The 25,288-nt window shown below is 54.9% G+C and carries 24 protein-coding genes; 16 read left to right on the top strand and 8 right to left on the bottom strand.

What is annotated here, in order from left to right; translation table 11 throughout:
* The first annotated feature begins 8 nt into the window (after positions 1 to 8).
* From QXU72_01495 to QXU72_01510, 4 genes are read left to right on the top strand one after another with little or no spacing between them, the layout of a single operon-like run.
* The gene (locus QXU72_01495) at positions 9 to 1,433 is read left to right on the top strand and encodes an ABC transporter permease (protein MEM0493922.1); all 1,425 of its coding nucleotides are present in this window, start codon (positions 9 to 11) and stop codon (positions 1,431 to 1,433) included.
* A gap of 11 nt (positions 1,434 to 1,444) precedes the next feature.
* Complete coding sequence (locus QXU72_01500) at positions 1,445 to 2,413, top strand: ABC transporter ATP-binding protein (GenBank protein ID MEM0493923.1); 969 nt, start codon at positions 1,445 to 1,447, stop codon at positions 2,411 to 2,413.
* 5 nt (positions 2,414 to 2,418) lie between these two features.
* Positions 2,419 to 3,405, top strand: coding sequence for an ABC transporter ATP-binding protein (locus tag QXU72_01505; GenBank protein MEM0493924.1), 987 nt, complete (start codon positions 2,419 to 2,421; stop codon positions 3,403 to 3,405).
* A 6-nt stretch (positions 3,406 to 3,411) separates the two neighbouring features.
* Positions 3,412 to 4,038 carry a hypothetical protein gene (locus QXU72_01510; GenBank protein MEM0493925.1) on the top strand — a complete coding sequence of 209 codons (627 nt, stop codon included), beginning with the start codon at positions 3,412 to 3,414 and terminating at the stop codon, positions 4,036 to 4,038.
* On the opposite strand, the gene QXU72_01515 is transcribed toward QXU72_01510, so the two are convergent.
* Together QXU72_01515 and QXU72_01520 are read right to left on the bottom strand one after the other, a co-directional pair.
* Complete coding sequence (locus QXU72_01515) at positions 3,949 to 5,301, bottom strand: FAD-dependent oxidoreductase (protein ID MEM0493926.1); 1,353 nt, start codon at positions 5,299 to 5,301, stop codon at positions 3,949 to 3,951. The genes QXU72_01510 and QXU72_01515 overlap by 90 nt on opposite strands.
* Before the next feature lie 25 nt (positions 5,302 to 5,326).
* Entirely contained in the window at positions 5,327 to 6,082 is a 756-nt protein-coding gene (locus QXU72_01520) for a 5'/3'-nucleotidase SurE (protein MEM0493927.1), read from the bottom strand.
* Between the two features lie 136 nt (positions 6,083 to 6,218).
* Between QXU72_01520 and dcd the strand changes: the two genes are divergently transcribed.
* From dcd to QXU72_01550, 6 genes are all read left to right on the top strand, one after another.
* The gene (gene dcd, locus QXU72_01525) at positions 6,219 to 6,734 is read left to right on the top strand and encodes a dCTP deaminase (protein MEM0493928.1); all 516 of its coding nucleotides are present in this window, start codon (positions 6,219 to 6,221) and stop codon (positions 6,732 to 6,734) included.
* 9 nt (positions 6,735 to 6,743) lie between these two features.
* Complete coding sequence (locus QXU72_01530) at positions 6,744 to 7,301, top strand: DUF429 domain-containing protein (GenBank protein MEM0493929.1); 558 nt, start codon at positions 6,744 to 6,746, stop codon at positions 7,299 to 7,301.
* Positions 7,302 to 7,366: 65 nt separating this feature from the next.
* Positions 7,367 to 8,947, top strand: coding sequence for a GTP-binding protein (locus QXU72_01535; protein MEM0493930.1), 1,581 nt, complete (start codon positions 7,367 to 7,369; stop codon positions 8,945 to 8,947).
* Positions 8,948 to 9,019: 72 nt separating this feature from the next.
* Entirely contained in the window at positions 9,020 to 9,559 is a 540-nt protein-coding gene (gene ppa, locus QXU72_01540; protein ID MEM0493931.1) for an inorganic diphosphatase, read from the top strand.
* Positions 9,556 to 11,124, top strand: coding sequence for a glycoside hydrolase family 57 protein (locus QXU72_01545; GenBank protein MEM0493932.1), 1,569 nt, complete (start codon positions 9,556 to 9,558; stop codon positions 11,122 to 11,124). Before ppa ends, QXU72_01545 begins: the two co-directional genes overlap by 4 nt.
* On the top strand, positions 11,114 to 11,386 hold the full coding sequence (locus tag QXU72_01550) for a hypothetical protein (GenBank protein ID MEM0493933.1): 273 nt from the start codon (positions 11,114 to 11,116) through the stop codon (positions 11,384 to 11,386). The genes QXU72_01545 and QXU72_01550 overlap by 11 nt, the downstream gene beginning before the upstream one ends.
* Here the strand turns inward: QXU72_01550 and QXU72_01555 are convergent.
* Both QXU72_01555 and QXU72_01560 read right to left on the bottom strand, forming a co-directional pair.
* Positions 11,363 to 12,613 (bottom strand): cytochrome c biogenesis protein CcdA, encoded by a 1,251-nt coding sequence (locus QXU72_01555; GenBank protein ID MEM0493934.1) that lies wholly within the window; start codon positions 12,611 to 12,613, stop codon positions 11,363 to 11,365. The two genes, QXU72_01550 and QXU72_01555, sit on opposite strands and share 24 nt — an antisense overlap.
* 4 nt (positions 12,614 to 12,617) lie before the next feature.
* On the bottom strand, positions 12,618 to 14,339 hold the full coding sequence (locus QXU72_01560; GenBank protein ID MEM0493935.1) for a carboxypeptidase regulatory-like domain-containing protein: 1,722 nt from the start codon (positions 14,337 to 14,339) through the stop codon (positions 12,618 to 12,620).
* A 93-nt stretch (positions 14,340 to 14,432) separates the two neighbouring features.
* Here QXU72_01560 and QXU72_01565 point away from each other — a divergent pair, with 93 nt between their 5' ends.
* The gene (locus QXU72_01565) at positions 14,433 to 15,143 is read left to right on the top strand and encodes a DUF72 domain-containing protein (GenBank protein ID MEM0493936.1); all 711 of its coding nucleotides are present in this window, start codon (positions 14,433 to 14,435) and stop codon (positions 15,141 to 15,143) included.
* Here the strand turns inward: QXU72_01565 and ileS are convergent.
* Positions 15,136 to 18,324 (bottom strand): isoleucine--tRNA ligase, encoded by a 3,189-nt coding sequence (gene ileS / locus QXU72_01570; protein MEM0493937.1) that lies wholly within the window; start codon positions 18,322 to 18,324, stop codon positions 15,136 to 15,138. The genes QXU72_01565 and ileS overlap by 8 nt on opposite strands.
* 218 nt (positions 18,325 to 18,542) lie before the next feature.
* Here ileS and QXU72_01575 point away from each other — a divergent pair, with 218 nt between their 5' ends.
* Positions 18,543 to 18,782, top strand: a complete 240-nt coding sequence (locus QXU72_01575) for a ferredoxin (GenBank protein ID MEM0493938.1) — start codon at positions 18,543 to 18,545, stop codon at positions 18,780 to 18,782.
* Positions 18,783 to 18,804: 22 nt separating this feature from the next.
* Here QXU72_01575 and QXU72_01580 read toward each other — a convergent pair whose 3' ends face one another.
* On the bottom strand, positions 18,805 to 20,274 hold the full coding sequence (locus QXU72_01580) for a hypothetical protein (protein ID MEM0493939.1): 1,470 nt from the start codon (positions 20,272 to 20,274) through the stop codon (positions 18,805 to 18,807).
* Between the two features lie 44 nt (positions 20,275 to 20,318).
* On the opposite strand from QXU72_01580, the gene QXU72_01585 reads away from it, so the two are divergent.
* From QXU72_01585 to speE, 4 genes are all read left to right on the top strand, one after another.
* Positions 20,319 to 20,993, top strand: a complete 675-nt coding sequence (locus QXU72_01585; protein MEM0493940.1) for a metallophosphoesterase family protein — start codon at positions 20,319 to 20,321, stop codon at positions 20,991 to 20,993.
* A complete protein-coding gene (locus QXU72_01590; protein ID MEM0493941.1) occupies positions 20,921 to 21,571 on the top strand; it encodes a hypothetical protein in 651 nt (216 codons plus the stop codon). The genes QXU72_01585 and QXU72_01590 overlap by 73 nt, the downstream gene beginning before the upstream one ends.
* 112 nt (positions 21,572 to 21,683) lie before the next feature.
* A complete protein-coding gene (locus QXU72_01595) occupies positions 21,684 to 21,929 on the top strand; it encodes a winged helix-turn-helix domain-containing protein (GenBank protein MEM0493942.1) in 246 nt (81 codons plus the stop codon).
* A gap of 172 nt (positions 21,930 to 22,101) precedes the next feature.
* Positions 22,102 to 22,992: a polyamine aminopropyltransferase gene (gene speE, locus QXU72_01600; protein ID MEM0493943.1), complete on the top strand. Its 891-nt coding sequence runs from the start codon at positions 22,102 to 22,104 to the stop codon at positions 22,990 to 22,992.
* On the opposite strand, the gene QXU72_01605 is transcribed toward speE, so the two are convergent.
* Both QXU72_01605 and QXU72_01610 read right to left on the bottom strand, forming a co-directional pair.
* On the bottom strand, positions 22,987 to 24,480 hold the full coding sequence (locus QXU72_01605) for a biotin carboxylase N-terminal domain-containing protein (protein MEM0493944.1): 1,494 nt from the start codon (positions 24,478 to 24,480) through the stop codon (positions 22,987 to 22,989). The genes speE and QXU72_01605 overlap by 6 nt on opposite strands.
* Positions 24,461 to 25,285, bottom strand: coding sequence for a TatD family hydrolase (locus QXU72_01610; protein ID MEM0493945.1), 825 nt, complete (start codon positions 25,283 to 25,285; stop codon positions 24,461 to 24,463). Before QXU72_01610 ends, QXU72_01605 begins: the two co-directional genes overlap by 20 nt.
* Between the last annotated feature and the right edge of the window lie 3 nt (positions 25,286 to 25,288).

Below are 25,288 nucleotides of genomic sequence, written 5' to 3' on the forward strand. Positions count from 1 at the left end.
TGGGAGCCATGAGCAGGCCGTCAAGAGCTGAGAGCTTGAGGAGAGTCCTCCAGGACATCATGTACTACAAGTCGGGCGTGGCGGGCCTCCTGCTGATCACACTCTTGGTGGCGTTATCTATCTACACTGTAATCGTCCTGCCCGTTGACAGGGCTATCTACCTCTGGAGGAGCAGCGAGATATGGCTAGATAACCCCAGAACGGCCGCCCCGGAGTGGGTTCAGTTCTTCGTGGGGCGAGAACTACCGAAGACAGTGGTGCTAGACAGCAGAGCTGCTAGGCTCGGTGTGGCAAAGTCCTCCACGCCTATTTTCGGCACAAACATGAAGAAGATTCTCATAGAGTTCTCTTTCGAGTACAGCTACGACGACTTCCCAAGCGAGGTGAACGTTTTCCTGAACGCCAAAGCGGCTAAGCAGCTGCCAGTTCTCAAAGTGATCTGGGTGAAGCCTAGCGGGGATGCGATCACGCTGATCGAGACTGCGATGAGCGGGCCGAACATGAGCCTCTACGTTACAGCTAGCGAGCACGTGCTTAGGAACATGGTCGGCTACGTTACTGCTAAGTTTGGCTTCCAGCCGAGCGACAGGTGCACTCAGCTGAGGCTTCTCTTCGGCCAGTACACTCCTGACGCTCTCAGAACGGGCGACATGGTTATCGAGAAGGGGAGGTACAGGCTGATTATCGATGCGACGGTGTTTGATGAACAGGACGATCTTGACGCTAAGCTGGTGGTCTACGGCCTAGTGCACGGGATCGCGGGAACGGATCACCTGAGGAGGCCGCTCGAGATCGCGCTGCTCTGGGGTGCTCCCGTGGCTTTGGCTTTCGGGTTGACCGCTTCGCTCGTAACGTCCCTGGTCCAGATGATTATCGCGACCATAGGGGCCTACTACGGTGGACTCCTGGACTCCTTAATTCAGCGAATCACCGAGATCTACATGGTCCTCCCGTTCCTCCCGTTCCTGATAATGATCTCCGTGTTCTACCAGGTGAACATCTGGGTGATCTTAGTTGTGGTGATCGTGCTCAGTATTTTCGGAGGAGGGATAAAGTCGACGCGCGCCCTCGTCATGCAGATAAAGGAGTACCCCTACATAGAGGCAGCGCGCACCTACGGAGCATCGAACATGCGGATAATCTTCCTGTACATCATACCCAAGATCTTACCGCCCATAGTGCCCGGTCTTATCTCCGCGGTTCCGGGGTTCGTATTCCTCGAGGCCGCGCTAGCATTCCTTGGGCTCGGAGACCCTCTGCTTCCAACTTGGGGTAAGGTTATCAACGATGCTTTCGAAAACGGCGCAGTGTACAAGGGTTACTACTACTGGGTTCTCGAACCCTCGGCTCTACTCATCCTTACGGGTATAGCTTTCGCGCTCTTCGGTTTCGCGTTGGATAGGATTGTGAACCCGAGGTTGAGAGAGCTTTAGAGGTGGGCGTTATGTCTCCTGTGCTGAGCGTTAGGAACCTGAGGCTTTACTTCAGGACCAGGAAGGGAGTAGTGAGGGCAGTGGACGGAGTAAGCTTCGACCTCGATAAAGGGGAGACCTTAGCCATAGTGGGAGAATCGGGCTGCGGGAAGACCTCTCTTGCCCGAGCGATTATACGCCTGCTCCCGAGGAACGTGCACACCTACGATGGGCAAGTGCTTGTCGACGGAGTCGATGTGATGAAGCTAAGCGAGGAGGGCTTCAGGCGGCAGGTTCGCTGGAGGAAGATTGCGATGGTCTTCCAGGGTGCGCAGAACTCGCTGAACCCAGTGCTCAAGGTGGGCTTCCAGGTCGCGGAGCCGTTGATCATCCACATGGGCTTAAGCAAGGAAGAGGCGCTGATCGAAGCCAAGAGGTACTTGAGAATGGTGGGGATACACGAGAGCTTTGCCGACCGCTACCCGTTCGAGCTTAGCGGTGGAATGAAGCAGAGGGCTGTGATCGCGATGGCTCTCGTCACGAACCCGGAGGTAATCATCCTGGATGAGCCTACCTCTGCGCTAGACGTGATAACCCAAGCTAACATCATGAACTTGCTGAAGAGGATTAAGAACGAGCTGGGCATCAGCTATCTGTTCATCACGCATGATGTCCCGCTGACGAGCGAGCTGGCGGATAGAGTTGCGGTAATGTACGCGGGCCAAATTGTAGAGCTTTCCGATGCGGATAGCTTCTACGTACAGCCGCGACACCCCTACGCTGAGAAGCTCATGGCCAGCGTGCCTACCCTGAGGACTGAGAAGAAGCTGGAGTATATCCCTGGCACGCCGCCTAGCCTTATTAACCCGCCTCCCGGTTGTCGCTTCCACCCACGGTGCCCGCTCGCCTTCGAGAGGTGTACCCGAGAGGTTCCGCCGCCTTACGAATATAAGCCTGGGAATTACGCTGCTTGCTGGCTGGTTCACGAAGGTAAGAGGTGAAAGAGATGAGTGCGGAGCCCCTGCTCAGGGTTGATAACTTGAGGACGTGGTTCGAGCTCCGCAAGGGACTTTTCGGGCCGCCGGTATACCTGAAAGCCGTCGATGGAGTGTCCTTTACTCTCAGAGAAGGCGAGGCGGTGTCTCTCGTCGGGGAGTCCGGAAGCGGTAAAACCACCCTTGGTAAGACTATCTTGAGGTTGTACGAGCCAACGGATGGAAAGCTCGTATTCAAGGGTCGTGACATAACCCACGATGATGAGAAGAACCTCATGTGGTACAAAAGAGAAACAGGTCTCGTGCAGCAGGACCCCTACGGCGCGATGCCATCGTTCATGACCATACAGAGGATCCTCGAGGAGCCCCTTATAGTGCACAAGGTCGGCAGCAAGGCGGAAAGGCTCGAGAGGGTCTATAAAGCCCTCGAGGAGGTTAAGCTGACACCAGTAGAGGATTTCGCTCACAAGTATCCCCACATGTTAAGCGGCGGACAGCTTCAGCGGGTAGCAATTGCAAGAGCCCTTATCCTCCAGCCGAGCCTCGTAGTTGCGGATGAACCCGTTTCGATGCTCGACGCCTCAGTGCGCATCGAGATACTTTACCTGATGCGTGAGCTTCAGGAGAAAAGGAAGATCAGCTTCATATACATCACACACGACCTCTCGACAACCAGGTACTTCAGCGAGTGGATCTTCATCATGTACGCGGGCCACCTCGTGGAAAGAGCGCCCACGAGGGAGCTGCTGAAGAACCCGCTGCACCCCTACACTAAGGCTCTTCTGGCGGCTATACCGGATCCAGACCCCGAGAACCGTAAGCGGTACCGAGAGGTTCCACCTGGAGAGCCTCCAAGCCTCATCAACCCGCCTAGAGGATGCCGCTTCCAGCCCAGGTGCCCTTACGCTTTCGAGAGGTGCCGCGCGGAGGAGCCTCCCGAGTTCGAAGTCGAGCCCGGGCACTTCGTCAAGTGCTGGCTCTACGTGGGCCGTGGGTAGAGATTCTTGGAGAGAAGAGAAGAGCACGCTAAGAGGCGCAGGAAACTTATTCTTTTGATCGTGATCGGCCTCGCAGCGTTCTTAGTTGGAGCGCTTGTGCTTCTATACAGTAGCTACTACACGTCGCTCAGGTTTAAAGCCTCGGTAACGCTCGTCTACCCAGAGAATTTCTCAAGCAGGGTGGAACTCAGGGGCGCTTCGTCGGAAAAGGTCTACTACACCGTGGGGGCGCGGGGCGGCCCCTTCAACATCACACTGGTTTTCGAGGACGTTAACGGTTCTGCGATCGGACTCACGCAGCTGGAGAGGGTATCGGGGAACCGAACAGGCTTTCTACGCTTAGACGGCATCCCCGCTGCTTTCGTAGCTACCGCCCAGTGCCCTTCATGTAGAGGAGAGGTGAACCTAAGCGTTGTTTATGCAAGCTTCGACCGCGGCGTGTACACTGCCATTGTCGTGCTCGGGAGCATTCTGGCTATGAGCGGCGCTATCGCTCTAGGGCTGGGGTCTTGGCTCATAGTTTACGAGGAGCGATCGGTCAGCTTAAGCGGTGCCACGCAGCTTCCCGGCGAGCACTCTAGCAGCGACGACGAGGGGGTCCCAGACGGGAGCGAAGGGCGGAGCGTAACCTAGGTCGCTGAAGAACACGTCTTTGTATGTCGCGCCGGCGGAGAGCAGGGTTGCTGCCGCGTTTATCCTTGCTAATACGCCTTCTCTTCCCACCGCCTGAGCGCCTAGCAGTCTCCCCGTCTCCGAGTCAACCACGAGTTTCACCTTAATCTCGGAAGCTCCCGGGTAATAGCTGGGCTTAGTTCTAGCCGTAATCAAAGCAGAAACGGGATTGTAACCTTCGCGCTTAGCTTGCTCTTCCGTGAGCCCAGTTCTCCCAACCTCCAGGTCGAACACCTTAGTCACCGCGGTTCCCACAGCGCCGGGGAACTCTTCGGGCACTCCAGCGAGGTTCGCGCCCGCCACGTAACCCATCTTGTTCGCGATAGGGGCTAGGGGGAACCAGTCCGGCTTGCCTGTAACAAGGTTCAACGCTTGCGCAACATCACCGGCGGCGTAAACATCCTCCAAGCTCGTCTGCATGCGCTTATCGACCTCTACTGCGCCTGTCTGCCCCAGCTTGAGCCCAAGCTGCTTGGCAAGCTCTACTTCAGGTGCTACGCCTATCGCAACGAAGACCGCGTCGACGGTGTACTCTCCCTTATCGGTAATTACTCTGTTGACCGAAGAGCTACCGGACAGCTCTAAGACCTTCTCACCAGTGTGAACTTCAACACCGCCTCTGCGCAGCTCTCCCTCCACGGTTTCAGAAATCTCTGGGTCCAGCTGCGGCATGACATGCTGCATGACTTCTATGAGAATAACTTCCTTACCAATCTTCGCGAGGTTTTCCGCTAGCTCTACACCGATGTACCCTGCTCCTACCACGGCGACGCGGCGCGCACGCGATAAAGCATCCCTAGCTGCTTCAGCATCCTCTAGGGTTCGAAGGTAGAAAGTGCCCGGAAGGTGGCTCCCAGGGACGTTCAGCCTCCTAGGTTTAGCCCCTGTAGCTATGAGTAGCTTGCTCCACTCGAAGGTTAAGGTCTCGCCCGTGTGCCTCCTAGCTTTGAGGTAGCCATCCCCGACCTCTGTCACCTCTGTCCTCACGTAGACTTCTATACCTCTCTCCTCCGTGAAGACTCTCAACGGGTAATGAACTAGGTCATCGATGCTTGCCGCTAGTCCGCCGAGATAGTAGGGGATACCGCACGGCGCGTAGCTGACGTAAGAGCTTCTCTCGAAGACTGCCACTCTAAGCGAGGGTTTTAGCCGCTTTGCTCTCGAGGCTGCCGTCATCCCGGCAGGTCCTCCACCTATGACGGCGACATCTAAGTGCTCTGGCACGCGTTTACGCTTTGAGAGCCGGCACTTATCTCTTTCCCACCGCAAGCTGTCTACTAAACCACTCCAAGTCACCGACGCTGAGCAAGCCGAGGGGGGTGAGCGAAGTAAAGCCTTGCTGAACTGCGCAAACGTCGCTCCCTGGGGTCAAGCACCTGTACGTCCGGTAGAGGTCCCACTCTTCTGCTTCGCAGAACCCACTGTAGCACCGGTAGATCCTGCCTGGACCACCGCCTGCTTCGGGAAATGTAACCTGGATGCCGCGGTGGCCGAATGACGGCACGTTAAGGTTGAGGGCGGGGGAGGGCCAGCTGGCGGGGAGCTGCTCAATTATATCGTAAGCTGTTCGCGCAGCCGGGAGAAATTGCTCCTCTGTAAAGGTCCTGTACTCCGCTCTTGTGCGGGCAGCGAGGGATACTGCCATTCCTCTCAACCCGTGGAGGGCCGCTTCGAGCACAGCTCCTACGGTTCCCGAGGACATGATGTCCCAAAAGCCCAGGTTAGCTCCCTCGTTTATACCGCTAAGCACTAGCTCGATGCTTTTCGAGATGTTTTGCAGGGCAAATGCTACAGCGGAAGCGGGAGTGGAGTCGATGAAGTACGCGGGGCAACCCAGCAGCTCGTCCTCCCTGTACTTGAAGCGGAACGCTACAGACTTGGATGAAGCGCTACGCTGCCCCTCCGTAGTTACCACGAAGACCTCGTGACCTCTCTGGAGCCCCTCTTTAACGAGGGCTAAGAGGCCCTTCGAGGGTCCATCGTCGTTGGTTATTAAGATGCGCACAGCGGGTGACTACAGCTGCTCTATTTAATACCGTCGCGTCGAGGGGGCCGGCGGCCGGGGCTTGCACCGGCTGGAGGCAGTAGACTCCTACAGTGCTAAAAGATACTTCTTTAAAGTGGCCGATCCTTAACGGCGTGTGCTGTCGGGGAGAGAGATTAGGCGACTGATCGATGAGGGTAGACTTGTGATAGAGCCCTTTAGCGAGGAAATCGTTCGGGAAAACGGTGTAGATCTCAGGATCGGTTCAGAGGTAGCGGTGCTGCTGAACAACCCAGAGCCCCTGGATCCTGATAAGCTCGGCGAAACTGACCTGGGAAGCTACTACAAAGTGTTCCAGACAGATTCTTTCGTCCTCCAGCCCTACATGAAAGTGTTAGTGACGACGCTCGAGTATGTTAAAATGCCTGAAGATATCGCCGGGCTCATCGGAGTGCGGAGTACATTTGCCCGGTTAGGCATCTCGATTCCTCCAACTCTCATAGATGCGGGTTTTGAAGGCGAGCTGACGATAGAGATACACGGAGGAGCTTTCCCGGTAGTTCTTAGGAGAGGCATGCGCTTCGCTCACGTAGCCTTCTACAGGATTGAGGGAGAGCCCGTCACCTATAGGGGTAGGTACCTTAGGCAGCGTGGTGTGACTCTACCGCGCTAGTGAAGAGCGATGTACGAAGCGTACATAGGCTTAGATCTTTCCGCATCACCTAAGAGGAAGTCAGCGTACGCGGTTCTATCAGAGGATCTTCGCTGCAGAGCTGCTCTTTTCCGCGGGGATGAGGAGCTGCTAAGCGTTGCGAGAAATTACAGGCACGCACTGGTCGCGATAGACGCTCCTTTATCGCTCCCCGTAAGCGGAAGCCTTCGAGGTTGCGAGAAAGCACTTGCAAGGCTAGGGATCCGTGCTTTTCCGCCGGCGCTGCCGGGGATGCGGCAGCTTGCGGAGAGGGCTATTTCCCTATCGGAGAAGCTGCGCGAGCAGGGGCTTAGAGTGGTTGAGGTTTACCCCGGCGGCGCTCAGGATGTTCTAGGCTTGCCGAGAAAGAAAAACCCAGAGGGCCTCCTGAAGGGTTTACTCTCGCTGGGGATGGTTCTCGAGGCGCAGACTATAAACGGTGATATCTTGGACGCTGCCACCGCTGCTTATACTGCCTGGAGCTACGCTCATGGCAAGTATATCATGATCCGAACTGGTGACTGCGAGCTAATACTACCAGCGCCCTAGTGCTCTAGCCCGATTAATCAAGGGAAACTCTAATATCGCCCACTGCTCATGGATCGTGTAGCAAGGTGGATCTCGGGCAGAAGCTACCGCGGGAGGCTGAAGACGGGAACGTAGAGTACAAGATAGCACTGCATAGGCTGGACGAGGAGAGAGTCGAGCGTCTCGCGTCTCAGATGAAGTACAGGCTTTTTGAAGGAGGAGGTGAGGCCATTTACGTTCTTGGGGTGGACGACCAGGGGAATGTTATCGGCCTGAGCGAGGAAGAGGAGAGGGAAAGCATAAGCATCCTGGAGAAGGTTTCCGGGAAGATCGGCGCCAAGATCCGTATCCTTTCCCGCGAAATCGTTCAAGGGAAGCATATCGTGAGAGTTCTCGTCCGCTCCAGCCGGGAGGAGAGCCCCCCGGTTCAGGTGACTGTAGCTGTTGTCGGAAACGTGGATGCTGGGAAGAGCACGACCGTCGGGGTTCTCTGTACCGGACAGCTAGACGACGGTAGAGGAAGCAGCATGAGGAGGGTTGCCCGCTATGTTCACGAGATTCTCACCGGGAGAACCTCGTCGGTCACGACTAGGCTTCTCGGATTCGATCTAGGGGGACCACCGGTTAACTGGTCGTTGCCTAACCCCTTAGATGAGGCTCAGATATTTCTCGCCTCGAGAAAAGTCATCTATTTTGTCGATGTAGGTGGTCACGAGCGGTACTTGAGGACAGCGCTTCGTGGCATACTCTCGAGGGAGCCGGACTACGTGATGCTGGTTGTCGCTTCAAACGCTGGCCTTCAGGTTATGGGCCGCGAGCATCTCGGGCTATGCTTGGCGCTTCGCCTACCGTTGATAGTAGTATTTACGAAGACGGATTTGGTCGATGAAACTGTTTTCAAGAGAAACCTGGAAGACACGTTGACGCTGCTGCGGAAGCTTGACAGAAAGCCTGTCCTCGTGCATACTCCTCAGGACGCTCACCGCATAGCGGGCTTGATCTCGAGCGGTAGAGTTGTTCCAGTGCTATCGATCTCGAACGTAACCGGGCGGGGTCTTGATTCTCTACTTGAGCTTCTCAATCTTCTGCCGCCGAGGTTGAGGTGGGTCGAGAAGGCCGGAGAGCCCGTTCTCGCTTACGTTTCGGATATTTTCAACGTTAGAGGAGTGGGGCTCGTGGTAGCAGTATCCATTCTGAAAGGCGCGGTTAAGGAGGATTCCACTCTCTTCATCGGCCCACTGCAGGATGGGGGCTGGAAACAAGTTCGCGTGAAGTCTATCCACGTGAACCGCGTGCCCGTAAGTACCGCTAGGGCTGGCGAGGAGGCGACACTAGCTCTCTCGGGGATTGATGAGGAGGAGGTGGAGAAGGGGATGGTGCTGCGCACCAGCCCCGCGAAGCCTATTAGGAGAATCCTCGCGGACGTGCTGATATTAAGACACCCTACCACCATCAGGGTCGGGTACCAGACTGTGCTGCACGCGTACTCTATAAGAAGCCCGGTCGTCTTCGAGCAGATGGGGAAGGAGCCTATGCGCACAGGCGACCGCGGCACTGTGACGCTGAAGTTCCTGTACCACCCCTGGTACATTGAGAGGGGAGAGAGATTTGTCTTGAGGGATTCGAGAACACGCGCGATCGGCACAGTGCTGGAAACGCTCGAGTAGTATGCTCGGCGGTGTGCCGCTCTCCTTTCAGAAGAGCTTATTAAGATGTTTCCCGAGAGAACATTGACTGTTATGAAGTTCGCGATAGGTCCCGGCAAGAACCCTCCTGAAGATATTTACGTCGTAGTTGAAATACCTATGGGAAGCAACGTAAAATACGAGGTGGATAAGGAAACAGGGCTCATACACGTTGACCGAGTTCTCTTCACTTCCATGGTATTCCCCTTTAACTACGGCTTCATCCCCTCTACGCTCGAGGAAGACGGAGACCCCGTCGATGTGGTTCTTCTCAGCAATGACCCCTTCGTGCCGGGAAGCGTTGTGAGGGCTAAGCCCGTAGCGCTTCTCGAGATGGAGGACGAGAACGGCTACGACGCAAAGGTTATCGCGGTACCTCACGAGAAAATCGATAATCGGTTCGAGCACGTTAGGGATCTCAGTGACATATGCGAAGCCACTCGTGAGAGGATCAAGCACTTTTTTGAGCACTACAAAGAGCTGGAGAAGGGTAAATGGGTAAGGGTCAGGGGCTGGAAGGGTAGAGAGCACGCGGTAGAAGTGATAAGCAGAGCGATTCAGCGGTACAATGCTAAAGCGTCGGGTTCTCCATGAGAGATATAGTACTCGTTTTCGAAGTTCACCAGCCTGCGCGGCTCGCCAGGAACTTTAAGCAGCGCATACGTGAGCTTGCGGCGAAAGGTGTTAGGATAACTCCTGATCTTCTGGAACACATTTACTTCGACGAGGAGCTGAACCGCCGCATACTTGAAAGGGTATCCAGGAAGTGCTACCTGCCGGCAAACGAAGTTATACTGCAGCAGCTAGATAACTTTCGGCACTCTGGGAAGAAGTTCAAGGTCTCGTTCAGCCTCTCCGGGGTTTTTCTCGAGCAGGCCAGGAAGTGGGTCCCGGAAGTTCTCGAGAGCTTCCAGCGCCTGAGTGATACGGGCCTTGTCGAGTTTCTGGACCAAACCTACTACCACAGCCTTGCCAGCCTGCTATCCGAGGAGGAGTTTACCGAGCAGGTGCTGGAGCACCGGCAGTTGATGAAGGACTACTTTGGGCGCGAGCCCACATCTGTCGAGAACACGGAGTTCATCTACAACACGAGAATCGCCTGCGTTCTGGGCCGATTGGGATACAAGGTCGTACTGACTGAAGGTGTGGAGCGGATTCTCGGCTGGAGAAGTCCCAACTACCTTTACAAAGCTCGAGGCTGCGGCATCAAGGTCTTGATGAGAAACTACAGGCTTTCAGATGACATTGGTTTCCGCTTCGCCTCGCGGGAGTGGAGCGAGTATCCTCTTACCGCTGACAAGTATGCTGCCTGGCTCGCGGCCACTCCTGGAGACGTTATACTCATCGCTGTAGACTACGAGACCTTCGGCGAGCACTTTCCACGCGAAACAGGCATCTTTGAGTTCCTGAGGTGGCTTCCGGGCGAGGTTCTGAAGTGGGAGAACTTAAGGTTCGCGACACCCTCCGAAGTCGCGGACAGCAAGCCTGTGAGAGACGAGATCGAGGTGCCGGAGGCCCACACGATCTCTTGGGCCGACATCGAGAAGGATATTTCCGCTTGGCTTGGCAATGAGCTCCAGAGGGAAAGCTTCGAGAGGCTTCGTCACCTCCGGTGCATCGTCCGGGCGCTACCTCAGCACTCCTGGAAGAGAGTGTGGAAACTGCTTTCCACCAGCGACCACCTGTACTACATGTCCACTAAAACCGGGGGGCCTGGCGAGGTGCACGCGTACTTTAGCCACTTCGCAACAGCTTACGAAGCCTATGCAGCGTACCTTGAGGTGGTCTCAGATTTCGAAGCCAGAGCCATCGAGGCTTTGCTCGGCTGCGAGCGGGCCAGGGTTAGGTACGCGTGGATGAGAGACGTGCCTGCAGGACAGGAATTCTTCTTCTACGAGGCTGACGGCAAGCCTGCGCACTCAGCTGCCAGGAACATGTTCGAATTCGCAGATGCGCTGGCGAAGCAGCCGGCATCAGTAGCGCAGTACCACCAGGAGAGGGGGGATTTCGCATCCTGGGTAGAGAGCGTTGTAGGAGATCTCGTGCTGGCCCAGGAGTTTCGTAAGGTGGGCGTATCTCGAGATCCGGAGGAGACTAAAGCCCGGCTTCTTCAAGCGGTGGAAGCGAGGAGGAGGGAAATCTTCGAGCATGACTGCTGAACTAGTAGAGCTGCTTGAGAAATTGCTCCCGGAGAGCAGGAAGAGCATACGTGTGCTTGCCCTTTTCCTGGAGAACCCTAAGGAGGCTTACACCAAGTACATGGTTGAGAAGCTTACCGCGACTAATAAGGTTGGAGTAGTTCTCGAGAGGTTTCGAGAGCTTAATATACTTGAAGTGGTGGACGAGGAACCACGCGCTTACCGGCTAAACCTCAGGAATCCTCTTGTGCGTAGTTTGTTAAGACTCGTCGAGCATACTTAACACGGCAAGAGCCGCACTTGTTTTCCTCCACGCAGGCAGTATGCTGAGATGTAGCGGTAAAATCAGCGCTGCCACTACTGGCTTCACCGGGTCGGGTATCGAATAGAGGAGGTCGCTCACCGCTGATGCTACGAAGAAAAGTGTCGAGAATGCAAGTAACCTATCTCTCTTAATCCACTCTGCAAACCACAAAGCCGCAACTAGAGCGTCTACTAGCGGTGGAGAAGCTGCTGGGTACGTCGGCAGCAATAGCAGCACCTCGGAGAACCCCCTCCCAAGCGCCGCAAAGCTGATGAGAGAACAGAGCAACACCAGGCGTGAAGCTATGAAGAGAACCTCGGTCGGCGGGGCCCACTGAGCCGCTCCAAGATACGGGAGCAGCGCGGACAAACGCTGAATACTCATCAGCGTTAATCCTGCTCCAAGCAGCATAGGTGTTGCCGAGTTAAGGTATATGCCAACCCTGAGTACGCCCAGAGCAGCCAGGATTCCCGAAAAAACACCCACCGCTTCAGCTGCAATGATGAAAGTTTCCGCGCCTCTAACTGCAGCAATCTCGAAGTTTTCTCCTGCAACGATGGTGAGCACTCCCAAAACCATGAGCAAGATTCCCGAAAACTTGGCCTGGTGCTTTACGATTCCTCTTCTGGTCAGCTCCTCTACCATCCTCCTCCCTGCCATCACACTCGCAACTCCTATCAGGAGCAAGGTCAACCCAATTCCAGCACTGAACGAAAGAATCAGAGGGATCGCGTTACCTCCTCTGGCCCCCTCTAAACCCACAGCCATGAGGAAGGCTACCAGCGGTGCGAAGGAGCAGGGAGCTGCTGCCAGCGAGAAGACCAGGCCGGCGAGAAGCGACTGCGCTAGCCCTGCTCTCTTGAGCCTCAGAGAGAACGTTGGAAGAACCGCGAACACTTCTCGTATGGGAGTGAACTCCATCAGCCCGAGCCCTATGAGCAGGTAACCTGCCAGCGTGGGGAGCTGACTAAGTCTTGTTTCAGCGAAAACATTAAAGATATTTGTTGAAACAATTGCAGTTAAACCGTATATTATTATACTTATGCTTGCTCCCAGCGAGAAGAGAAAGGCTGCTAAAGCCCCCCTCCTAGTACTATACCTTGAAGTTACAGCAACGAGTATAGGGATTACCGGCAGGTAGCACGGGCTGAAAGAAACAGCTACCCCGAGTAGATAAAGAGTTAGCAGTTGCGCAGCATCTACCATACTCCTACCTTCTACTTCTTCTCTGGCTAAAAAGTACTATCATAAAGCTGAGCGCAGCTAGAGGCGCAGCCAGTGCAAAGAATCCTAGTTGAGCTTCACCCGTCACCTCTACAACGATTACTCTATACTCTCTCAGGCCGTCGGCCTCTACTAAAAACATCACATTGTAGAACCCCTCCGAAGCGTTGCTGGGAACCAACACTGAGACTGAAAGCACAAGCTTTTCTCCCGGCCGTAGAGTAGCGGAACTAGGTATAGGAGTGACCGAGAACTTCGGCGGCGCTGAGACAACCCTTGCAGTTACGTTAAGAGGCATGGTTCCCGTATTAGCTATGTTCACGTTCGCAACGCCAGCGGAGCCCGGAGCAGCTACTATAAAGAGATTAGCTGTACCGACCTCTAGAGCTTTAGAACCCTCCACCCTCACTACTATGCTTTTCTCCACCCTGCTCGACGAGCCTGCTGCTGTCAAGGTGACTAGGTAGTCACCCGCTTGAGCTCCGGGCAGCGCCTCCACAAGGAGAGGAATAATCTTCTCTTCGCCGGGGAGGACGTACGTCGACATTTCGCTCGTTCCCGTGGCCTGGAAGCGGCATAAGATATCCGGTGCTTGGCTTTTAGCTGAGATGAAAGCAGTAGTGGGGGCGTTGCCTATGTTCTTCAGAGCTAGCGTGACCTGAGCCGCGCTGCCGCCCGTCACGTTGAGCCTTTCACCCGGTATCGTTAAGTTTAGCAGGTCGTACCTGCTCTCCACGCTGACCGCCACCTCCCTCACCGTCTTCGAGAAGTCCGAGGCGACGAGCACCACTAGCTTGTAGTTTCCGGAAGCTGTCGCCGGGTGAACGTACACGATTAGGGTGAGATTCCTTGAAGAGCCAGGTGGTAGAGTAAGCCTCGAGACCGATACGCCACTTGGATCCAGAAGCGTTGCGATCCAGCCTGCAGGGCCTGAGACAGCGAGAGTGAACGTCGTCTCAATTGGGAAGAGGTTCCAGAGCCTCAGCGGTATCTTAATCAAAGCGCCGGGATAGCTGGCAACCTCCTTAAGCGGTAGCTCTAGGATGACTAGCTGTTTTTCCTCAACATTGAACTTGAATTCGTAGGATTTCTGGAGACCAGCCCATCTCGCGATCAGCCGAACCGTGGCTGTGCTAGTAGCGTTGTACGGTATAGATACCAGCAGGGTTAAGTTCCTCGACGAGCCTGGAAGCACGTATACTTCGCTCGTGCTTAATCCCTCCGGGGTGACTATCCTGCAGTCCCAGCCGGCCGGAGCTTCCAAGTAAAAAGTTACAGGGATAGGGTCGAGCCCCTTGTTCGAGACGGAAAACCGTATAGGTATTCGGTCTCCTTGGTGTACTGTGAACCTCAGGGCTTCAGGAGTTACCTCCACGCCTTCTCTGAGCACGAAGCTTCCTATGCTGCCGCCCCTCTCGGGTGTTGCGGAGAAAGAGACGAAGACCGGCTGGTAGCCAAGCTTGTAGACTCTCAGCACGTAATCTCCTCGAGGCAGCTGCAGCTGGAAACTACCGTCAGGGGATGTCGAGACTGTCGTGACGAGAAGGTTGTCTTTCAGGACGGCGAGCTCGGCGCCAGCGATGGGCTTCCCCTCGGAATCAACGACACTACCGTAAAACAGGATCGCCTGACCTGAAGTTTTCGTGAGTGCGAACATGAGTAGTAGCAGGAGGAAAGCCGTCCAGATCCGCCTCAAGCCTCTCTCCACGAGACGTGAGTAACGAACAATTATCTATTTATCGCGCACCTGACGGGTGAGGAGCGTTTTTACCAGGCTAGTTGTGCTGTACGTTGGGTGCCTATGGAGGTATACGTGGGTACGTCTGGATGGAACTATGACTGGAACCCGGGCGGCTTGAAGTGGTACGCAGATGAGAGCGGCTTCAACGCAATAGAGCTGAACATGAGCTTCTACAGCTTCCCAAAACCCTCGACTGTAATCAAGTGGCTTGAAGAAGGGGCTAAGCTCAGGTGGGCGGTGAAGGTCCACAGAAGCATCACTCACTTGAGGAGAATGAACGAGAAGTCTTTAGCAACTTGGAAGAGGTTCAGGGAAGTTTTTAAGCCTCTCGAGGAAAGCATCGACTTCTACCTTTTCCAGCTTCCCCCCCAGATGCCATTCAGCGAGGAGGTCGAGCGGAGGCTCCGCCTCTACGCAGGTATTTGCGAGAAAGCTGCCGTAGAGCCACGCCATGCAAGCTGGTTCAACGACGAGGTGCTACGCTTCTTCGAGGAGCTGGGCATGGTTTTCGTCACTCCTGACTCGCCTCTATTCGAAGGTTTACCGCACGGTAAAGTCTACAACGTGAGAGGCGTGTGCTATGTGAGGATGCACGGACGCCTTACCTGGTACAACTACGGTTATCTAGACGAGGAACTTGAAGAGGTCGCAGACGCACTTATCAGAGCATCGCCAGGGAGGGCTTACGTCTTCTTCAACAATAACCACGATATGCTTTCGGACGGGAGGAGAATGCTGGAAATCTTAAGAAAGAAAGCTGCCCTTAAGTAGCTCTGCGGACACCGATCACCGCTTTAGTTTCCTCTATTTCCCACTCCCTTACCAGGTCTCCGGAGACAAGGTCTTCGCTATCGAGAACCTCGATATCTCTAGCCCGCGCTTCTGAGCGAATGTAGCCTAGCATCGGGTACAGCAAGTGGCGCACGCTTTCATCGACGTACAACTTCACGTCAATGAACGCGTCTACCGGGAGGTTGAGCTCTTTCCTCATGAACTGGATACGCCTCAGCACGTCACGCGCTAACCCTTCAGCAAGCTCCCTCTCGCTTAGCTTGAAGTCGAGAACCACGTAAGAGCTCTCCCACTTCTCCCCAGCGAATGTCTCTAGCCACTCGAGGTTGGCTGTAACCATGTCCCGCTCGAGCTTAAAGGTCTCCTGCCCTACCGAAACCTCCAGGACACCTTCTTTCTCGAAGCGTTCAAAATGCTCAAAGGACGTCATCTCCTCTAGGGCTTTCACCACGAGAGCTGTTTTCTCTCTGTAAGCGGGCCCGAGCTTCTGGTAGTTAGGGGTAAACCTCACCTTCACGTACTCCTTAATAGCCTGCGTGGGCTTTACAGCAACCTCCTTCACATTCACCTGCTCCCTCAAAATGTGCAATAGCCGGGAAACAGCTTCAGCAACTGTTGGGTCATCGGTGAGCACGAAAAGCCGCGGGAGCGGTTGACGCACTTTAACTCCCTTTCTCATTCGTAAGGCTAGAGCACGCTCCACAATGTTTCTCACAATGTCCATCTGCTTCTCGAGAGCGGGGTCCTCTAGCGAGGCGTCGGGCACGGGCCACTGCAGGAAGTTGACGCTGATAGGACTTTCCTCTGACCTGAACGCTGACTGGTAAATCTTCTCGGCCGTGAAGGGTAGAATGGGCGTGAGCACGGGGAGAAGGTTGTAGAGGATGTAGTGCAACGTAGCGTACGCGGCCATCTTGCTTTTCTCCTCTTCCTCGACCCAAACCCTAGGTCTAACTAGTCTAACGTACCAGTGGCTCAAATCTTCTATGACAAATTCCCTTAGAAGCCGCGCAGCCTTGTGCAAGTGGTACTCTTCGAAATTTTGTGAGTACTCTCTGAGAAACCTAGTGAAGCGCGAAAGAATCCAGCGGTCCTCAGGCCTCATGCTCTCCCTAAGTTCATCGAGAGGCCAGCGCTCGGGAGCGAACCTGTCTATGCTCATGTACAGTGTGGCGAAGTAGTACACATTCCAGAGGACGTTGAGGTCCGAGTAAGCTTCCGAGAGCCCACGCCACGAGAAGCGTAAATCCTCCCAAACCGTGTTCTTAAGGACAAACCACCTGAACGCATCCCGGCTTCCTTGCTCGTATGCTAAGACCTGGCTCGGCTCCACGTAGTTACCCAGCGACTTGTGCATCTCGCGGCCCTGCTCGTCGAGCGCGAAACCATGCATGAGAACAGTCCTGTAAGGCACCTCGCCGAAAGCGATAAGCCCTGCCCGCAGAAGCGAGTAGAACCATCCAGCGATCTGGTCGTGCCCTTCCACGATAAAGTCCACGGGCCACATTTCTGCAAGCTTGCTCTTTTCCAGAGGGTAGCCAAGCGAAGCGAAGAAAGATATCCCGGAGTCCAGCCACACGTCGAGCACGTCAGGTACTCTCTGCATCTGCCCACCGCACCTCGGGCACTTCAACACGATCCTGTCAACCCACGGCCTGTGCAGATCCTGCAGCTCGATTTTCGCCCCTGAAAGCTCTTCGAGTTCTTTCACAGAGCTAACCACTAATCTGTGCCCGCAGGACCCGCACACCCATATAGGAGCTGGAATACCCCAGTACCTCTGCCTGGAGATTATCCAGTCTCTCAGCCCCTCTAGCCAGTTCTTAAACCTGGCGTAGCCCGCCCAGGGCGGTATCCACTTTACTCTCTCAGCCTCCCTAAGCATTTCCTCCTTCAGCCTCGTAACCCTGATGAACCACTGCCGCGTAGCCCTGAGCAGTAAAGGCGTCTTGCAGCGCCAGCAGACAGGGTACCTATGCCGTATCGAACCCGCGTGGAAGAGTAAGCCCTTCTTCCTAAGGGTCTCCACTATGCGCGCGCTAGCCTCTCTAGCCGGAATACCCGCGTAAACCCCAGCTTCCTCCGTCATCGTCCCTTTCTCGTCAACGAGCACGAGCACCGGCGCACCATAGCGGCTTCCTACCACGTAGTCCTCCTCACCGTGCCCCGGGGCGCCGTGGACTAGCCCCGTGCCCTCGCTAGCCGAAACAAACTCGCGTGAGAGAACTACGGTGTGGATACCTCTCTCCCCCTTCTGCGCGAGAACTTCCTCGCTGAGAGGGTGTACGTACTTAAGTCCTTCCAGCTCCTCGCCTTTAAGCGTCCCGGCAACCCTGTAGTTTTGCACTCCAGCCTCCCTCATCACCTCTTCTAGGCGGGATGCTGCAAGCAGAAGCTGCTCGCCGCCTATATCGACCCAAACGTACTCGAGATCCGGGTTCACCATCACGAAGGTGTTAGCCGGTATGGTCCAGGGGGTAGTAGTCCATATGAGCAGGTACTTCTTCTCTTCGTTAAGCAGCGGGAATTTGACGTAGATAGACGGGTCTTCCAGCTCGACGTACTCGGTGACTTCGTAGTCAGCGAGCGACGTTTCGCACCTGGGGCACCAGTGAACAACCTTCACACCGTAGTCCAGGAGACCCCTCTCTTCCGCCTTCTTGACAAACCACCACGCCCCCTCGATGTAGTCCTTGTTGAGGGTTAAGTAGGGGTTCTCCCAGTCCATCGACACTCCAAACTCCTTGAAGTAGCTGCTCATCGACTTCACGTTGCTAAGCACGAAGGACCTGCACTCCTCGATGAACTTCTCCACCCCGTAGCTTTCGATATCCTTCTTCGTCTTGAACCCAAGCTTCTTCTCTACCTGCACCTCGATGGGGAGGCCGTGGCAGTCATAGCCAGGCTGGTCGTGCACCCTGTAACCCCGGAACCTCCAGAACCGTATAACCGCGTCCTTGAGCACCTTGTTCCACAAAGTCCCAACGTGCGGCACACCGCTTGAAGCGTACGGCGGGCCGTCTAGGAAGTAGAACTTCTCCCTCCCTCTGCTCTTCTCCCTCAGAAGCTCGTAGACTCTGTTCTTCTCCCAGAACTCTAGGATTTCCTTCTCGTACTCTTTGGGCTTGAAGGCCTGAGGTATGCTCCTTACCACAGACACGCGACCACCCCCTCCTTAAGAACCTTATACACACTAACTAAAACCCGTCCCGCCAGCGGGTGCTTCCCGCGGGTCAAATTTGGCGAGTCATAGCACCCACTCCCCCCACGCAAGGTACCTTTTAAGGGTTATGCTTTCAGAGCTTCCGGCGGTGAAGCCTTCCTTGAAGTTGTGCGTTAAACATTTAGATTAGTGCGTGAAGCGCAATAGCGGTACACATGCCAAGATTCAAGGTTGTCATCGATAGGGACCAGTGCATCAGCGACATGGCTTGCGTGAGCTTGTGCCCCGAAGTTTTTGAGATGAACGAGGAGGACGGCAAAAGCGCGATTGTCGCTAAATACAGGCTTGGAGGAAAACTGGAGGAGGGCGAGGTTCCCGGGGAGCTAGAAGACTGCGTGAAGAGCGCTGCTGAGGCTTGCCCGGTCTCCATAATTCACGTATCGAAGGTTGATTAATCCCGCTTTTACCGCTTTTTTCTTATCTAGAGAACTCTCGGTTTCCTGCGAGGAGCTCGAGTTCTCTCCTAACCCTAGTGTTGAGAATGTACACGAGCGCTCCCGCAGCGATGCCCAGAAGCACTAGAGCTGCCGCGAGCTGTCTTTCAGCCACTCCGCCGCTCAGCGGGTCCTGCCAGTCCTCGATGTTAGAGAACCCCCACTCCCTGAAGAGGGGAGCGAGATTCGTGCGGGCAGCTTCGCTCATAGCTAGAACTATTTCACGCGTAGTCTTAGCCCCTCCCCTACTACTCAAGGCGCTGAAGAGCCTAGCTATGTAGCTGGCCTGTCCATACCTCGATGAGATGTTGGCGATGATGTAGTAGCTTGCGAGGTAAGCGGCAGCCTCCTCTTCGCTCCCGCTCGGCCATTTCTCTATGAAAGAGAGCTTACCGCGGTACGCGTTGAGAACAGCTCTCGAACCGTTCTCCAGATCTCGGTGGTACTCGGAGACGTTGACGCCTATCCTCTCTGCTACGATCAGGGAAACGTACTGGGCTACTCCTTCATGAAACCACCGCGTGTTTGCGTTTGCCTCGACGCCTGCAGCTCCGAGAAACACGTGGATCATCTCGTGCACGACTGTGGTCTCGTGGTACCCAGGAGCGAACCTGATCAAAGCAAGGTTCAGCATGATGGGCCCCCTCCCGCCCGCGTTCACGTCTTCTCCCCGCACGAAACCTAAGGCCCCCAAGCCGCCCATCTGCTGCTCCGGAAGGTAAAAGCGTAAATCTACTCTCTGAACCTCGATGCCCGTCAGATCGCGAAGCTGGCTATAGGCCTGGGTAGCTATCTCTAGCGTTTTGTTTGCTATAGAGGTGTAAGGTTGCGGGTACTCAACCCTCACTCTACCGTCCATTGAGCTGATGAAAGCGGAGGGTACGCTACTCCTCATCGTGTACTCGACAACCACACGCCCCTGCAGGTCGGCCTGTGCAGTTCTCGAGAGGATGTAGACCCGGTAGTCGCCAGTCTGGTTCACAGAGCTCGGGCTCTCCCGCACGACGCTCTTAAGTAGAGGTAACTTGACGAAGACGGCGATGCTTATCGAACTGTGCGCTGTCAGAAGCGGTGACATGAACCAAGCTCTGTCACCCTGCATAAGGACAGCGTAAGGGAAGCTGAAGCAGAGCCTTAACTCGTAGCTTCCGTCGTCGGACGGGTGTAGAGTGACAGTCGTGTTGTAGTAGAAATATGCTCCCGAAGTCTCATTGTAAAGTGCGTACCCGCCTTTTAATCCGCACAGGCGAACCTTCTCGAACTTTGGCAGCGTGATCCAGAAAGTGAAAAAACCTCTGCCGCTAAACACTAGAGTCACATTCGCGTTCCCGTTCTCCCCGACGTCGATGTATGCAGAAGCGCTGGGAAGATTAACGGGCTGAGCCGCCGAGCTGACCGGGCTGAAAGAGACCAGGATTACGGCCAGCAGAGCTGCGGAAATTGCCTTACGCATGACACAACCTTATAGCCAGTCTAGTATAATCTGTTTCGCCCAGCATGTTCACTCTCGAGGTCTCGGAGAAGCACGAAAGCTGTGTCCTATGCTCCGATCTCCACTGCGAGGAGGAGTCAGAATGCTGGCAGCTGCAAGCAGTGCTTAACTTCGCTGCAAACGAGAAGGTGGACTGCCTGCTTATCCTTGGAGACCTGTTTGATCGATTACACTACAGGCTCCCAGCCGAAGAGCTGAAAAAGCACTTCGAGAAACTCACCGGTGAGGCCGAGCTTCCGCGCTACGTTTACTACACTACGAGCTTAAGCTCGCACGACCCCATTCTCCCAGCTCCCGCGAAGTTGAAGCTGAAATCTTCTGAGCTTCTAGCAGTGCCTGGAGTTCTCCGTCTCCGCGTCGGTGGGCACAGTGTATGTGGGCTTCACGGAGACCTGGTGGTCAGCAGCGGCGTTCTAGCGTTCTTACTGAACAAGCTAGCTTCCGCGGCGAGCAGGGAGCTGCTCTTAGAGGAGATAGCTAAGCGGAGGTTCTGCAGCAACCGGGAATGGGTCTTCGCAGGCCACACCCACTTACCGGGGCTGGATCCGGTCAGGAGGCTAGGCAACCCAGGCTCCTGGAAAGCGACCTGGAGCGGTAAGATACCGTACTGGAAGCCCTCCTCGTTCTCGGTGATAAAAGTCTCCGCCAACGAGGTGAAGCTCCTACGGGTTCGCTTGTAAAGGCGTCAGACTGGGACGCACTCAAAGGAAAGGCTATCGAAAGGTTGAGAAGGCATTTGGAGGAGGGTGCTGTGGATAGCGACATCGTCGAGCTTCTCGAGCTTGTAAACAGCTCCCGAGACTACTACACTACTTCTAGCTGCAGTGGGAGAATTCAGCTAGCAGCTTGCAGCCACCCCGGAGAGAAAGGGAAACTGAGAGTTTTGGCGAAGTGGCACCGGCCTATCGAGGTTTGGGAGCTTACACTTGCTCTCGCCGCCTCCCGAGAGCCCGGCGTGTGGTTTTCCGTCCACCCCCCGATCTTCCACATAGTTGCGAGGAACTTGAAGGCTGCTCACCGCCTTCTTGTCGCCGCTCGCAACAGCGGCTTCAAGCACAGCGGGATCCAGGGGCTCGGAAAGCGTATTGTCGTCGAGATAATGACTATGGAGAGGCTGGAGATGCCGCTCAGGCTGAACGGTGTTGACCTTGTTCATCCGTGGAGTTACCCTAGTATAGTGAAAACTGCTAATGACTTGTTGTCCAGATCAAAAAAGAGGTTAAAGAAGCTGGAGGAGGTTTTTCAGCTTCAGCAATGATGTTCTATATGTCTCTCAGCTCTACGTTCTGGATTCTGAGAAGTAAGACGGATGAATGCTTTTTAGCAAAAAGTTCCTAAAGAGTAACCTAAATTAATCACCTACGGTTTTGATGAACAGAGAGCGTATGTCAGCCTCTTCTCGAAAGCCAGACGAGGTTGCTGTTGCGATACTGAAAGCTTTAGTAGAGCTTGGCGGAGGGCCTGTAAGCTGCAAGGAGATAGCAGCTAAAGCCGGCCTAGATGTGAGGAGAGTGGCTGGAAAGATTAGAGGGCTGGTGAACACAGGTTACGTGGAGAAGGTAGAGGAAGGAAAGTACAGGGTCACCGATAAGGGTAGAGAGCTGGTTTCTGCCTAGAAAGAGTTGCGAGCCAGGAACCTTAAAAACTAGCAATGTTTTTCTACTCGGCTGGGATGAAGAGCGCTGGAACTGCTGATACGTGACGAGGGCTAGGACACCTGACCAGCTTGGCGAACGAGATAAAAGGCCCCTTGCTTTTTTGCTCTCCGTGGCTGCGAATTACCATGGCATGAGTGTTATGTGGTACTCTGAGTGGCTGAGCCCCCATGAAGCTCACATTCACGGAATTCTCGAGCTGATCTACGACGGTTATACAAAGTACCAGAGAGTGACTATCGCGAGAACAGGGTCTTTCGGCATGGCTCTCTTTCTCGATGGTTTCCTCCAGAGCTCCGAGTATGATGAGTTCATCTACCACGAATGCTTAGTTCACCCAGCGATGATTACACACGGCAATCCTCGCCGAGTCCTTATCATAGGGGGCGGCGAGGGGGCGACTGCTCGCGAGGTTTTGAAACACGAGAGTGTCGAGCGAGTAGTCATGGTCGATATTGACGAAGAGCTCGTAAACCTAGCGAGGAAGCACATGAGAGAGTGGCACCAGGGTGCTTTCGACGACCCGCGCCTCGAGCTGATCTTCGAGGACGGGAGAAAGTACGTCGAGGAAACAGGAGAAAAGTTTGACGTGATAATCCTGGACATTACAGACCCCGTAAGAGGAACGCCGGGGGTATACCTCTACACGAAAGAGTTCTACGAGAAAGTTCGAGAGAGACTTGGTGCTGGCGGTGTAGCAGTCACTCAAGCAACGTCTTTGCGTTACTACGAGAGAGCGTTCGCCGTGATTTATAACACATTCGCTAGAGTGTTCCCCGTATCGCGGCGGTACAAAGTGTTCGTGCCCTCTTTTTACAGCGAGTGGGGGTTCGTGATGGGGTCAATGGGTAGGGATCCGCTGGAGGTGCCCCCGCATGAGGTGAGAGAGAAGCTTTCACGCTTGAGGCTTCAATTCTTGGACGAGGAGCAGTACAGGCATCTCTTCACCATGCCGAGGTACCTTGCGAACAGGCTCAGCAGGTACACGGAAGTTTCCACGTTGAGTAGCCCACTGGAGCTATAAGCTGGCGGATCCAGCTCGAGCGAGCAGCCTCCAGTAGTTTACTCTTTCTGGCTGCTCCACTCTCTTCTGGGCGGCTCCGCCTTTCTCTGCCTCTCTCCCACTTGGAAGGAGAGGCGCCTCGTCGGTATTCCTCAAGCCGCGGAGGAGCTCGCCGTCCTCGAGCATTCTCGTAGTGTAGTTAGCTTCGCGGAAAGCAGGGTGCTCGAGTATTTTCAGAATCAGGTACTTGTTGTGTCTAATGCCTCCTATTCTCAGCTCGCTTACTGCTCTCAGTAGCCTGCTGAGCGCTTGTGCTCGCGAAGAGCCCCAGGTGATTACCTTCATAATCAAGGGATCGTAGAAGTGCGGGATCTCGTAGCCTTCGTAAACTCCGCTATCAACCCTAACCCAGGGGCCTTGAGGTATCTCGAGAAAAGTTATCTTGCCCGGCGAAGGAGCGAAGCTGTTCATGGGGTCTTCTGCGTAGATCCTCGCCTCGATCGCGTGAGCATGAATTTCGACGTTTCCTTGCTGCACTGTAGGCTTACCTTCTCCCGCTATGCGTATCTGCTGCTCCACTATATCTACCCCTGTCACCGCTTCCGTGACCGGGTGCTCAACCTGTATTCTCGAGTTCACTTCTAGCAAGTAGAAGCTTCTCGTATCCAAGTCGAAGATGAATTCAAAGGTTCCCGCGTTAGTGTATCCGCAGCTGCTCGCAGCTCTTACAGCTAACTCGCATACGTGCTTTCTCTCGTCCCAGGATAGCGAAGGCGAAGGAGCCTCTTCAATAACCTTCTGGAACCTTCTCTGAACGCTGCACTCCCTCTCAAAGAGGTGGATAACTCCTCCCCGCCACCCGAGCACCTGAACTTCGATGTGCTTCGCTTTAGGGAAGTACTTCTCCAGGTAAACTGAAGCGTTCTTGAAGTACGCGTGAGCCAAGTGAGCTGCTTGTTTCATTTTCTCTTCTAGCTCTTCCTCCGACCAGGCGACGAACATGCCTATACCTCCTCCACCGCCAGCAGGCTTCACGACGACGGGGTAGCCGATCTCCTCAGCGTAGCTCGCCGCGTCTCTCAGATCCACAGGGTTAAGCCCCCCCGGGACGATGGGTATTCCCTGGCTGCTGAAGAACCGGCGCGCGCCAAGTTTATCCCCGACGAGCTTGATGACATCGGGGTGGGGGCCGATCCAAACCAACCCGTTTTCCACCACCTTCTCCGCAAAGAGCGCATTCTGCGCTAGAAAGCCGTAACCCGGGTGTACAGCCTCCGCTCCACTCTTCAAAGCCACGTCGATGATCGCATCCATGTTAAGGTAGCTGGCTCCCGGCTCCCCTGGGCCCAAGCGGTACTTCTCATCCGCTAAGAGAGCATGAAGAGCGTTGGCGTCTGCATCGCTGTACACAGCGACTGTTCTTATACCCATATCCCTCGCGGTTCTAATAATCCTGACAGCTATCTCTCCCCTGTTAGCGATCAGGATCTTACGGAAGGGAGGCTCCATGAGGTTTCAGCCCCGCAGCAAGCTTCCCCTCCAGGCCGAAAAACTTGATGGCGTTCCCGGTCGTGGCTTCATCGACCTCCTCTACAGAGGTGCCTCGGAGCCTAGCAACTTCTTCCGCGACGCGCCGAACCGATAATGGTGTGTTGATGCCACTGTCCGGCGATAGAAAAGGTGCGTCAGTCTCCACTAGTATCGCTTCCATCGGAAAGTTCCTGGCTATTTTGCGCATAGTTTTCGTGTTCGTCACGCGGTAGTTCACAGAGAACAGGTAGCCTCGATCGAGCGCTTCTCTAGCAGCGGTCATGCTTCCTGTGAAAGAGTGCATCAGAACTTTCTTTAGCGAATAGGAGGATAGTACAGCGATGGCCTCCTCCTCGGCTTTCCTGCTGTGAATGACAACGGGTTTCCCAAGCTTCTCGGCGAGGTTAAGAAATTTCTCAAAAACTTCCTGTGCTCTCTTGTGCTCCAGCTCGTCCTTTATCCAGAAGCGGTCAAGCCCTATCTCGCCGATTCCAACTATGTCGTCTCTCCTGGACTCGACAAACGCCAGGTATTCCTCTACCTCCTCATCCGACATCTCGCTAACTTGAGTAGGGTGAAGCCCCAGCGTTACGAAGACGAAGCCAGAGTACCTGCGTGCGAGCTTCAAGGATTCGAGAGCGCCTGGAAACCCTGGTGCTTTCTCCCGGTCGAAAGGTAGACCGCAGGTTATGATGGCGTCGAGCGCTTCTCGCGCGCTCTCGAGGACTTCGTCTACTTTCTCTCGTAAGCCTGGGTAGAGGAGGTGGCAGTGCGAGTCGATCATCGC

The sequence above is a fragment of the Thermofilum sp. genome (assembly GCA_038741495.1).
In the GTDB taxonomy this organism is placed as follows: Archaea; Thermoproteota; Thermoprotei; order Thermofilales; family Thermofilaceae; genus Thermofilum.